The 12,612-nt window shown below is 33.9% G+C and carries 9 protein-coding genes, 3 tRNA genes and 1 riboswitch; of the genes, 10 read left to right on the plus strand and 2 right to left on the minus strand.

Annotated features, from left to right (window positions below; genetic code table 11):
- Positions 1-5: 5 nt before the first annotated feature.
- Positions 6-1,181, minus strand: a complete 1,176-nt coding sequence (locus ACN0TY_RS11030) for an acetyl-CoA C-acyltransferase (protein WP_417444542.1) — start codon at positions 1,179-1,181, stop codon at positions 6-8.
- Between the two features lie 121 nt (positions 1,182-1,302).
- On the opposite strand from ACN0TY_RS11030, the gene ACN0TY_RS11035 reads away from it, so the two are divergent.
- From ACN0TY_RS11035 to ACN0TY_RS11055, 5 genes are all read left to right on the plus strand, one after another.
- Positions 1,303-3,351 carry an HD family phosphohydrolase gene (locus ACN0TY_RS11035; protein WP_417444543.1) on the plus strand — a complete coding sequence of 683 codons (2,049 nt, stop codon included), beginning with the start codon at positions 1,303-1,305 and terminating at the stop codon, positions 3,349-3,351.
- A 136-nt stretch (positions 3,352-3,487) separates the two neighbouring features.
- Positions 3,488-3,571, plus strand: a tRNA-Ser gene (locus tag ACN0TY_RS11040).
- A gap of 53 nt (positions 3,572-3,624) precedes the next feature.
- Positions 3,625-3,699: transfer RNA gene (locus ACN0TY_RS11045), tRNA-Pro, on the plus strand.
- 15 nt (positions 3,700-3,714) lie between these two features.
- A tRNA-Arg gene (locus ACN0TY_RS11050) sits at positions 3,715-3,788 on the plus strand.
- A gap of 172 nt (positions 3,789-3,960) precedes the next feature.
- The gene (locus ACN0TY_RS11055) at positions 3,961-4,419 is read left to right on the plus strand and encodes a COG2426 family protein (RefSeq protein WP_417444544.1); all 459 of its coding nucleotides are present in this window, start codon (positions 3,961-3,963) and stop codon (positions 4,417-4,419) included.
- A 4-nt stretch (positions 4,420-4,423) separates the two neighbouring features.
- On the opposite strand, the gene ACN0TY_RS11060 is transcribed toward ACN0TY_RS11055, so the two are convergent.
- Positions 4,424-5,398 (minus strand): helix-turn-helix transcriptional regulator, encoded by a 975-nt coding sequence (locus tag ACN0TY_RS11060; protein WP_236960832.1) that lies wholly within the window; start codon positions 5,396-5,398, stop codon positions 4,424-4,426.
- Positions 5,399-5,543: 145 nt separating this feature from the next.
- Between ACN0TY_RS11060 and ACN0TY_RS11065 the strand changes: the two genes are divergently transcribed.
- From ACN0TY_RS11065 to metF, 5 genes are all read left to right on the plus strand, one after another.
- The gene (locus ACN0TY_RS11065; RefSeq protein ID WP_236960830.1) at positions 5,544-6,155 is read left to right on the plus strand and encodes a hypothetical protein; all 612 of its coding nucleotides are present in this window, start codon (positions 5,544-5,546) and stop codon (positions 6,153-6,155) included.
- 149 nt (positions 6,156-6,304) lie between these two features.
- Positions 6,305-7,360 carry an NAD(P)/FAD-dependent oxidoreductase gene (locus ACN0TY_RS11070; protein WP_417444545.1) on the plus strand — a complete coding sequence of 352 codons (1,056 nt, stop codon included), beginning with the start codon at positions 6,305-6,307 and terminating at the stop codon, positions 7,358-7,360.
- 163 nt (positions 7,361-7,523) lie between these two features.
- Positions 7,524-7,653: riboswitch (SAM riboswitch) on the plus strand.
- Between the two features lie 109 nt (positions 7,654-7,762).
- A complete protein-coding gene (locus ACN0TY_RS11075) occupies positions 7,763-8,764 on the plus strand; it encodes a homocysteine S-methyltransferase family protein (RefSeq protein ID WP_236960025.1) in 1,002 nt (333 codons plus the stop codon).
- A 100-nt stretch (positions 8,765-8,864) separates the two neighbouring features.
- A complete protein-coding gene (metH, locus tag ACN0TY_RS11080) occupies positions 8,865-11,579 on the plus strand; it encodes a methionine synthase (RefSeq protein ID WP_417444546.1) in 2,715 nt (904 codons plus the stop codon).
- 72 nt (positions 11,580-11,651) lie between these two features.
- A complete protein-coding gene (gene metF / locus ACN0TY_RS11085; RefSeq protein ID WP_236960023.1) occupies positions 11,652-12,605 on the plus strand; it encodes a methylenetetrahydrofolate reductase [NAD(P)H] in 954 nt (317 codons plus the stop codon).
- Positions 12,606-12,612: the final 7 nt, after the last annotated feature.

Consider the following 12,612-nt stretch of genomic DNA (forward strand, 5'->3'; position numbering starts at 1 on the left):
TAAGGTTAATTTCTTTCGATTACAATTGCAGAAGCACCACCACCGCCATTACAAATTGCAGCAGCTCCTCTTTTTGCATTATTTTGATCTAGCACATTTAATAATGTAATTAAAATACGTACCCCAGAACAGCCAAGTGGATGTCCTAAAGAAACAGCACCTCCGTTTACGTTTACATTTTTATCTGATAACCCTAAAATCTTCATATTTGCTAATCCCACAACAGAGAAAGCCTCGTTAAATTCGAAGAAATCTACATCTCCAAGTTCTAAATTAGCTTTTGCCAATGCTTTTGGTAATGCTTTTGCAGGAGCTGTAGTAAACCATTTAGGCTCTTGAGCAGCATCAGCATAACTTACGATAGTGGCAAGTGGTTTTAAACCTAATTCTTTCGCTTTTTCTTCGCTCATTAATACAACAGCACCAGCGCCATCATTAATTGTAGAAGCATTTGCTGCAGTTACAGTACCATCTTTACTGAAAGCAGCTCTAAGCGAAGGAATTTTATCGAGTTTTACATTTTTGTATTCTTCATCTTCCTTAACGATAACGGCATCTCCACGGCGTTGAGGAACTTCCACAGGAACTACTTCATTATCAAATTTACCAGATTTCCATGCCTTAGCCGATCTTTGGTAAGATTGTACAGCAAATGCATCTTGATCTTCTCTAGAAAATTTATATTCAGTAGCACATGCATCTGCACATACCCCCATTGCATTTTCATCATAAGCATCAACTAAACCATCTTTTTGAAGTCCGTCTTCCATCTTTCCAGGTCCAAATTTAACACCATTACGCATGTGTACATAATGTGGAATCTGACTCATATTCTCCATTCCTCCAGCAACAACAATAGAAGCATCTCCAAGAGCAATTGCTTGCGCACCTTGCATAACAGCTTTCATACCACTAGCACATACTTTATTGATGGTGGTACAAGGAACCGTATTAGGAATCCCTGCGTAAATGGCAGCTTGTCTAGCAGGAGCTTGACCCTCGCCAGCTTGCACTACATTTCCCATTAAAACCTCTTCTACTAAAGAAGGATCTAATTTTATCTTATCTAAGGCTCCTTTTATTGCTACTGCACCCAATTTAGGAGCGGCAACTGTAGAAAGAGCGCCTAAAAAGCTTCCAATTGGTGTTCTAGCAGCAGAAACTATTACAACTTTTTTCATGATACTCGTTTTGTTGTTGCGAATTTAGTTAATTTAAAAAGATAATCACAAGAAGTTCGTTTTTAATAAATGGTAATAAGGAGACTATTTTTTGTTACATTTGAATATCAATACCTAATGGATGAAGCATTTTCTAGACAATCTTTATAAAAACCAGTCATTAATTTACAAGGTTTTTCTTTTTATAATAACCATATTTCTTATAGTTTATTTATTTCCTAAAGGAGGGAAATTTAAATATGACTTTCAGAAAGGGAAGTTGTGGCAATACGAGACTTTATACGCTCCTTTTGATTTTGCAATCTATAAAACAGATGATGAGATTAAAAATGATAAAGCAGCAGTAAAAGCCAATCACTCTGATTATTTTAAATATGAAGGAGCTATTCGTGATGCAGTTTTAAATGGTTACGATCAGAAGTTCTCTTCCTATTTTTCAGAAGAAGAAATAGATAAAAGGGAGTTAGAGCAATTACGTTCTTACGGTAAAGAATTACTTACCAATATTTATACAAAGGGAGTTGTACAAAATGATGCAGATTATAGTGGTGATAAGGTTGTAAACGTTGTAAAAGGCAACGAAGAGAAAACCGTATTATACGGGAGTTTTGTTAGGTTAAGTCAATTAGATAAAATTATAGATGCGTATCTGACAGAGAAAGATATTGTAGCGTATAAAGACCTTTATAACAGTATTTATTTTGATATAATTCAGCCAAATGTGTTTTTTGATGAGGTTTTAACAGAAAAAACATTAGAAAGTGAAATCGCCAAGGTAACAACAACACGTGGTAATATTGATAAAGGGAAAAGGATTGTTGCTAAAGGGGAAGTTGTAGAAGGGGAGAAGTATAATATTTTAAATTCCCTCCGAAGAGAATATCAATCCAAATTATGGAATGAAAATAATTATAACTGGATTGTTTTTGGGTATACAATTCTTGTAGGGCTTACACTACTGATGCTTTTACTGTTCCTACAGAAATATAGACAAGAAGTTTTTGAGAATAATAATAAAGTAACTTTTATTTTCTTTAATATTCTGGTGGTTATATTTTTAACGACTACCGTAGTTAAGTTTAATGTGCAATACGTGTATGTTGTCCCTCTGTGTATTATGCCACTAATTTTAAAGGCCTTTTTTGATCCCCGTTTAGGGTTGTTTACACATGTACTTACGGTGTTATTATTAGGGTTTATAGTGCCAAATAGTTTTGAATATGTATTCTTACAAATTATAGCTGGGATTGTTACCATACAGACTATTTCTGAGCTTCATAAACGCGCTAACTTATTTATTTCGGTAGCACAGATAACATTGGTATATATAATAGCCTATTTCGCCTTTTACATTATTCATGAAGGTAATTTTGACAATATCCATTGGGTTAACTTCGGATTGTTTATTTTAAATGGTTTAGCAACATTGGCTGCTTTTCCTTTAATTTATATTTACGAAAAGTTATTTTCTTTAGTTTCTGATGTTTCTTTATTAGAGCTTTCAGATACAAATTCTAAATTATTAAAAGAGCTCTCAGATAAAGCCCCAGGAACATTTCATCATTCGCTACAAGTGGCTAATTTAGCGGAGGCTGCTGCTAATGAGATTGGCGCTAATTCTATGTTGGTTAGGGTAGGAGCTTTATATCATGATATTGGTAAAATGAACAATCCAGCATATTTTACAGAAAATCAAACTACAAGTGTAAATCCGCACAATGAGCTTTCTCCAGTAGAAAGTGCGAAGATTATAATAAACCATGTTATAGAAGGAATAGAATTAGCTAAGAAGCATAATTTACCAGATCGTGTGATTGATTTTATAAGAACACATCACGGAACATCGGTAGTATATTATTTCTATCGTATGGCTCATGATATGGATGAAAGTGTAAATAAAGATGATTTTCAATACCCAGGGCCAATACCGTATTCTAAGGAAACGGCTATTTTAATGATGTCAGATTCTGTGGAAGCAGCGTCAAAAAGTTTAAAGAATCCTACTTTTTCTATTATAAATGATTTTGTTGATAAAATTATTAACAAGCAAATTGAGGACAAACAGTTTCTAAATGCCAATATTACTTTCAAAGAAATTGAACAGATAAAAAAGGTATTAAAGCAAAAATTGACCAATATTTATCACTTGAGAATAGAATATCCTGAATAGTATTTTATTGGTTGTTAGGGAAGTATTATTTTTTTATAAAAATAATGCACAAAATAGTTGCATTGTTCTAGGTGAACTACTACATTTGCATCCGCAATTTAAGGGTTGCACGTTCATAAAAATATTAAAGAATTTAGGAGAGGTGCCAGAGTGGTAATGGAGCAGATTGCTAATCTGTCAACGCGTAAGTGTTGCCAGGGTTCGAATCCCTGTCTCTCCGCTTTTTTTTATAATAATTTTGACATATATTTGTCGAAGTTATAGATAACCAATCGGGGTGTAGCGTAGCCCGGTTATCGCGCCGCGTTTGGGACGCGGAGGTCGCAGGTTCGAATCCTGCCACCCCGACAATTATAGAGTTACGGGCTCGTAGCTCAGCTGGATAGAGCACCTCCCTTCTAAGGAGGCGGTCATAGGTTCGAATCCTATCGGGCTCACAAGAAGCTTCACTATTAACTTAGTGGAGCTTTTTGCTTTTAAGACTAAATTGAAGATTTAATTGGTGTGCTTTTCTAAAGAATGATTGTAAGTTTCTTTACATTTATACGTTCAAAATAAAAGAAATAAATTGTTTATTTGAAGGCTATAAAATTTAAATAAAAAAGAAGAGTGATTACAGATATAATAATTGCTATGTTGTGGAGTATATCGCCCTTTGGTGAAGCCAAAGTTGGTATACCTTATGCTATCTTTAAAGATGCCAACATCTATGTGACCTTTATTTGTTGCTTTTTAGCCAATGTTCTCGTATTTCCAATTATGACGTTCTTTCTTGATTATTTAAACAAGCATTTGTTGCGTTGGAACTTTTATAAAAGAAGTGCTATTAAAGTGGCGCGCAGAGTTAAAACTGGAGCAGGAAGTGGTATTTCTAAATACGGCTTTTATGGGATTCTAATCTTTGTAATGCTTCCAATACCTGGCTCTGGAGTATATGCAGGCTCAATTGCTGCTTATTTATTTAGAATGCCATATAAAACAGCCTTCTTAGCTAATACAATTGGTATTTTCTTTTCCTGTGTTTTAGTTTTAGGGATGACATTAGCAGCTTATCATGGTATAAATTAGCAGCTTATTTTTTAAGCTTGCTAGGAACATATCCAAACTTTTTCTTAAAAGCTGTAGAGAAATGTTGTGGATTTTTGTACCCTATGATTTCTGATACTTGGCTAATTGATAAATTATTATTTAACAGTAATTGCTTGGCTTTATTCATCCTTAAATTACTGATACAACTAAATACAGTTTCTCCAAATATTACTTTAAACCCTTTTTTTAAAGTGAATTCATTAGTTCCGACAGCTTTTGCTAATTTTTGGATGGTTATTGGTTTCTTATAATTTTTTAATAAGTATTCTTTTGCATTATTAATTTTTACAATCTCATTTTCAGAAAGTGTGGAGCTTGCTTCTGAAGTTTTATATTGATCTAATTGTAAGAGTAATAACTCAAGCACTTTAGAGTGTATAAATAGCTTACGATAAGGGCCTTCTAGAGAAGAGGTTTTTAATTCTTCAATGATAAGCTTCATTTTAGGACTTATTGTATTATTTACGTTTTTAATGCATCCAGTTAGACTTTCACTAATGATAGATTTAAAGTCATTGAATGTCGATTCAGAAGGAATTAAGTCTTCAAAAAAAGATGCATTTAATTGAATCAGAACAAATGTAGAATAGGTATCTTTAAATGTGATCTCTGTGTAGTTATTTTTACAGTGAAGAACGGTATGAGTGTTTTTTTGAAAGTCATGAACTTGTGTAGATCCATTGTACTTCATTGATGCGCTACCATCAACAGAGAATATCATCTCAATTATTTTATCATAATAATTGCAAGTAAGTGATGCATTTTTATTAGTAGATAGTTCTCCATACCCTATTTTGAATTCATTATAAATAGCCTCTTTGTACCATCCCTTAATATCCTCTTCATCAAAGACAGTGTTTGCTTCAATGGTGCTATAGTTATCTACTTTTATTGTTGTTTTCCCGAAATTAAACTCTGTAGCCTTGTTGGTGTTCTTGTTAATTTTAAGTTTCTCCATTATTTCTTATCACGTAGGTTTTATTCCCTATAGCGTAGGTTTAAGCTAGATTCAAATAGTTATTTTTGAAATTCAAAAGTACTTATTTAAACTTAATCTAAATAAGTATAATGGATTTTTTTATTAATTAATAATGGTTTGGGGGATGAATAAATTAGAAAACCGGCGTGATAGTGTGGATGAATTTTATGTAAATGTTTCTAGCTCAGTAGGAATGCAATTGAATAATATCACTTATGATAAATTCATTGAATTAATAGTTAAGTCATTAGAATTAAGACCTAAAGTAAGAGTCTTGGATCTTTATTTTGGAATCAATCCTTTAACATCTTTTATTTTAGAAGATGCTAGTGTTAGCTATTTTGCACTAGATTCCTCCATTAATTTTGTAAATAAAGCTGCTGTTGTTTATAAGGAATACATATCTAAAAGGAAGGCTATTTTTAGTTGCTTCGAGAATAATGACATTCCATACGTCAATCAGTTCTTTCATAGAATATTGAGCATTAATCCAAGGATAGATAGGAGTCAGTTAACAGATTATATAAACGAAGTGTTTTATAAAGTTTGTAATGGCGGTAGGATGATCTTGGTGTTTTCAATACAAAGCTATGAGGATGTTCTGTCTTTGTTGGACGCTATAAACCTTTCTTTGTTTAAAGTGGAGGATTTTATGGTTTTTGAATTGTCTATGTGTTACCAATCTGAATTAGAAAAAGATAAATCAGTATTGTTTAAATTGAATAAACTTCAGTAGCACTTTTATTTATAGCTTCTCGGTTTTCCTCCGTTTTGCGTACATATAGTTCCGTATCACGTAGGTTTGATTAGCTTCTTATAAAATACATTTGCATTATTTATAATAAGTCTTAATAAGTTTTACTTGTTAAGCATTAGAATTTTTATATGATTAAAACAGATATACTAATAATAGGAGCAGGGCCAACGGGATTATTTACGGTTTTTGAAGCAGGTTTATTAAAGCTGAAGTGTCATTTAATTGATGCTTTGCCACAGCCAGGAGGGCAGTGTTTTGAGATCTATCCTAAAAAACCTATTTATGATATCCCAGGTTTTCCAGAAGTATTGGCTGGCGATCTTGTAACCAATCTTTTAGAGCAGATTAAATCTTTTGAGCCTACATATACACTAGGGGAAAGAGCAGAAACGATCGAGAAATTAGAAGACGAAAGCTTTATTGTTACTACAAATAAGGGGACAAAACATCATGCTCCTGTTGTTGTAATTGCTGGAGGTCTAGGAAGTTTTGAGCCTAGAAAACCACAATTAGAAAACATTGATAAGTTTGAAGATAATGGAGTTTCTTATATCATAAAAGATCCAGAAGTATATCGTGATAAAAAAGTATTGATTGCTGGAGGTGGAGATTCTGCCTTAGATTGGTCTATTTTCTTAGCTGATGTAGCTTCAGAAGTTTATTTAGTTCACCGTAGAAATGAATTTAGAGGAGCGTTGGATTCTGTTGAAAAGGTAGCAGAACTTTCTAAAAAGGGTAAGATTGAACTTATTACAGAGGCAGAAGTTACAGCGCTACACGGAGAAGATAAACTAGAAGCGCTTACGGTAAAGCATTTAAAAAATGGGGAATCTCATGTGGAAGTAGATAATTTTATTCCATTATTTGGATTGTCACCAAAATTAGGACCTATTGCAAATTGGGGCTTAGAAATCGAAAAGAATGCTATAAAAGTTAATAATGCGTATGATTATGCTACCAATATTCCTGGCGTTTATGCAATAGGCGATGTAAATACATATCCAGGAAAATTAAAATTGATTCTTTCTGGTTTCCATGAAGCAGCAGTAATGTGCCAAAGTGCTTACCAACGTATTTTTCCAGATAAAAAGTATGTAATGAAATATACAACGGTTGGAGGAGTTCAAGGTTTTGATGGAACAAAAAAAGAAGCTAAAAAAGAAGTTATTAAAAGTATTGTTTAATACTATTTATATAAGATTATTCAAAAGGCAAATCCATTATAAAATGTAGGTTTGCCTTTTGTTTTTTAGAGCAATTCTTTTCATCAGAAATTAAACAATATGCATTTGTTTAACAGTAAAATGTAAGTTATATTTGCATTTCAATTGTTCATAGTTTTACTGAACGTTATCAAGAAAGGTGTAGGGATTAGACCCGCAGAAGCCTTAGCAACCCTTTGTATATTTTTACAAACGATAAAATGTATTAAGAAGGTGCTACGTTCTACCACGTATTTTTCGTGGACAGATAACAAAAAAGATTTCCTTTTTTACTTCACCCTTTCTTGATACATACAACAGATATTACTACCGTCTTTTGAGCGAATAAACGATTATAGTTATTACTATTTTAAGTAGAATAAAATGAAGGATATTAGAAAAGAACTCGAACAACGAATCTTAGTGCTAGATGGAGCAATGGGAACTATGTTACAGCGCTATAAATTTACTGAAGAGGACTTTCGAGGAGAACGTTTTAAAGATTTTGAACATCCGTTGCAAGGAAATAATGATTTGTTGTCTCTTACACAACCGCAAGCTATAGCAGATGTTCATGCAAAATATTATGAAGCTGGAGCAGATATAGTGGAAACAAATACTTTTTCTGGTACTACCATCGCAATGGAAGATTATCATTTGGAAGATATTGTTTATGAATTAAATTTCGAATCAGCTAAGATAGCTAAGAAAGTAGCAGATGAGTTTACAGCTAAAGAACCTAATAAACCTCGTTTTGTAGCAGGTGCCATGGGACCTACAAATAGGACAGCCAGTATGTCTCCAGATGTAAATGACCCTGGTTACCGTGCAGTTACTTTTGACGAGTTGCGAATTGCTTATAAACTACAAGCAGAAGCATTAATCGATGGTGGGGTAGATGTACTTTTGGTAGAAACTATTTTTGATACGCTTAATGCAAAGGCAGCCTTATTTGCAATAGAAGAGGTAAAAGAAGAAAAGGGAGTTGATATTCCAGTAATGGTAAGTGGTACTATCACAGATGCTTCTGGGAGAACACTTTCAGGGCAAACAGCAGAGGCTTTTTTAATAAGTATTTCTCATGTTCCTTTATTAAGTGTTGGTTTTAATTGCGCTTTAGGAGCAGATCAATTGTTACCTTATGTAAAAAGGTTGTCACAAAAATCACCATTCTATATTTCTGCATATCCAAATGCAGGTTTGCCAAATCACTTTGGAGAGTATGATCAAACTGCGGAAGAGATGCAAGCACTTGTTAGAACGTATTTAGAAGAGAATGTTGTAAATATTATCGGAGGATGTTGTGGTACAACGCCAGATCATATCAGTCTATTGGCAACTATTGCTAAGGAATATAAACCTAGAAAAGCACTAGCTACCTATTAAATTTAGATGGCTTTTAATTGGAATATTATAAATAAGAAGTAATTAAAACCGTTTTGCTATAGACGCTAATGAATGGTTTTTATGAATTATTAAATAAATTATGAAAGGGATGGAGACTAGTAACCAACAATCAGAAAACGAAGAGCAAGGGAGAATTCCCTTAGTTTTATCGGGACTGGAACCTCTTATTGTAGATGAAAATACAAATTTTGTTAATGTTGGGGAACGTACTAATGTAACGGGATCACGTAAATTTCTTCGATTAATTAAAGAAGAGAATTACGATGAGGCGCTTGAAGTTGCCCGTGCCCAAGTAGAGGGAGGAGCTCAGATTATAGATGTGAATATGGATGAAGGAATGTTGGATGGTAAATATGCCATGACAAGATTCTTGAATCTTATTGCAGCAGAGCCAGATATTGCTCGTGTGCCAGTAATGATAGATAGCTCGAAATGGGAGATCATCGAAGCTGGATTAAAAGTGGTGCAAGGTAAAGGTGTCGTAAACTCTATTAGTTTAAAAGAGGGTGAGGAGCAGTTTCTACAGCACGCAAAACTTGTAAAGCGTTATGGAGCAGCTGTAATTGTGATGGCTTTTGATGAGGTTGGGCAGGCAGATTCTTATGAAAGACGGATTGAAATTTGTAAGCGTTCTTATGATACATTAGTAAATAAGATTGGCTTTAATCCTCAAGATATTATTTTCGATCCTAATATTTTCCCAGTAGGAACGGGGATGGAAGAACATCGCCAGAATGCAGTTGATTTTTTTAGAGCCACAAAATGGATTCGAGAGAATTTACCACATGCACATGTTAGTGGAGGGGTTAGTAATGTTTCATTTTCTTTCCGTGGAAATAACACTGTGAGAGAGGCGATGAATGCTGCTTTTTTATATCATGGGATTCAACATGGAATGACAATGGGAATTGTAAATCCTGAGATGTTGGAAGTTTATGATCAGATTCCAAAAGACCTTTTAGAATATGTTGAAGACGTTTTATTAGACAGAAGGGACGATGCAACAGAGCGTTTATTGGATTTTGCTGAAACAGTAAAAGGAAATACAAAAGCTAATGAAAAGCTAGCTCAAGAATGGAGAAATGGAACATTGCAAGAGAGAATTACGCATTCTTTGGTAAAGGGAGTGTTAGAATTTGCTGAAGAAGATGCAGAGGAAGCTAGACAGGTAGTAGATAAACCAATAGAAGTTATTGAAAACTACTTGATGAATGGTATGAATGTAGTGGGAGATCTCTTTGGAAGTGGAAAAATGTTCCTTCCTCAAGTGGTAAAATCTGCTCGTGTTATGAAAAAGGCGGTAGCGTATTTATTGCCATTTATTGAAGCGCAAAAAGATGAAAATTCTCGTTCAGCAGGAAAAGTATTGATGGCAACCGTAAAGGGAGATGTGCATGATATCGGAAAAAATATTGTAAGTGTTGTCTTAGGATGTAATAATTATGAGATTGTAGATCTTGGAGTGATGGTTCCACCAGAAAAAATAATTCAAGCAGCGATAGATGAAGAAGTAGACATAATAGGTCTTAGTGGTTTAATAACACCGTCTTTAGATGAGATGGTTTATTTGGCTAAAGAGTTAGAAAAAATAAACTTAAGTATTCCTATAATGATAGGGGGAGCTACAACTTCTAGAGCACATACGGCAGTTAAAATTGCTCCGGAATACTCTAAAACGGTAGTTCATGTAAATGATGCTTCTAGGGCGGTAAATGTAGCTGGAAGTCTTATTAACCCTAAACTTAAGGAGGCTTATGGCGTTTCTTTGAGAGCGGAATATGATAAATTACGCGAAGGTTTCTTAAATAGAGCTCGTGTGAAGAATTATCTAAGTATAGCAGATGCTCGAAAGAATAAGATAAAATTAGATTGGGATGAGTTTACTGCTCCAAAACCTAATTTTTTAGGTGTAAAAGAGGTGTCGGTTGATTTAGGGGAGCTAAGAGATTATATAGATTGGACTCCATTTTTTAGATCATGGGAGTTACATGGTAAATATCCAGATATTTTAACGGATGAAGTTGTAGGAGCAGCAGCATCAAAACTTTTTGATGAAGCAACAGAAATGTTGGATAAGATTATTAATGAGAAATGGCTTACAGCCAAAGGTATTCTTGGAATTTTTCCAGCTAATCAAGTTAACGATGATGATATCCAACTGTATGATGAAAATGGAAATGAGTTAGATAAATTCTTAACACTTCGTCAGCAATCAGAAAAAACTAAAGGAGCACCAAATATAGCATTAGCAGACTTTATAGCACCTAAAACAACAGGGAAGCAGGATTATATGGGAGCTTTTTGTGTAAGTACAGGATTTGGTGTTGATGAAATTTCAGCTCAATATATCAGAGATTTAGATGATTATAATTCGATTATGATCAAGGCATTAGCAGATAGATTGGCTGAAGCTTTTGCAGAGTACCTTCACGAGCGTGTTCGTAAGGAAATCTGGGGATATGCTTCCGATGAATCTTTATCAAATGAAGATCTAATAAAGGAGAATTATAAAGGAATGCGACCAGCACCAGGGTATCCAGCTTGTCCAGATCATTTAGAGAAAAAGGTTATTTGGAAAGTTTTAGATGTTGAAAATAGAATAGGAGTTAAGTTGACAGAAAGCCTGGCTATGTGGCCTGCATCTTCTGTTTCAGGTTATTATTTTGCAAATCCGAAAGGGAAATATTTCGGTTTAGGGAAAATAAAAGAAGACCAAGTTGCCGATTATGCTGAACGTAGAAATATTAGTGTAGAAGAAGCTACAAAGTGGCTAAGTCCAAGTATTGCTAATTAAAAAATAGTAGAATATAAAGTTTAAAATAGGGTTTTAGGTTTCATAAGCCTATAAATTCCAAAATATATTATAATGAAAGTAACCGATCATATAAAGAAAGCCAACGGGAAAACTATGTTTTCTTTTGAAATTATACCTCCTCAAAAAGGTAAAAATATTCAAGAATTATATAATAATATCGATCCTTTGATGGAGTTTAATCCGCCGTTTATAGACGTTACTACTTCTCGTGAGGAGTTTGTTTATATAGAAAAGGAAGGTCTTTTTGATAGAAAAGTTACTCGTATGCGTCCTGGTACAGTTGGGATTTGTGCGGCATTAAAACACAAGTATGATGTAGACACAATTCCGCATGTATTGTGTGGTGGTTTTACAAAAGAAGAAACGGAGTATCTATTGGTAGATTGTCAATATTTGGGAATCGAAAATGTAATGGCACTTCGCGGGGATGCAATGAAGCATCAACGTTATTTTGAGCCTACCAAAGGTGGTCATCCTTATGCAACAGATTTGGTGAAACAAATTAGAGATTTATGTGATGGGAAATATCTACACGAAACAATAGAGTCTGATTGTGCCTCTGATTTTTGTATCGGAGTGGCAGGATATCCAGAAAAGCATTTAGAGGCTCCTTCACTAGATTTTGATTTAAAGAAACTAAAAGAAAAAGTAGATGCAGGTGCAGATTATATTGTAACGCAAATGTTTTTTGATAATAGTAAGTTCTTTGAGTTTGTAGAGAAAGCTAAGGCAGCAGGAATTAATGTGCCTATAATTCCTGGTATAAAGCCCATTGCAGTGAAAAAGCATTTGCAATTATTACCACAAGTTTTTAAAATTGATATCCCAGAAGAACTTATTAATTCTGTAGAGAGTTGTAAAAATAATAAGGAAGTTCGCCAAGTTGGAATCGAATGGTGTATCCAGCAATCTAAAGAATTAAAAGATGCAGGAGTTCCATTGTTACATTATTATTCAATGGGGAAATCTGATAATATTAAAGCTATCGCTTCTGCGTTATTTTAAAAATAAG

Origin of the sequence: Joostella sp., assembly GCF_048266025.1 — a bacterium.
GTDB classification, from domain to species: domain Bacteria; phylum Bacteroidota; class Bacteroidia; order Flavobacteriales; family Flavobacteriaceae; genus Galbibacter; species Galbibacter atrarenae.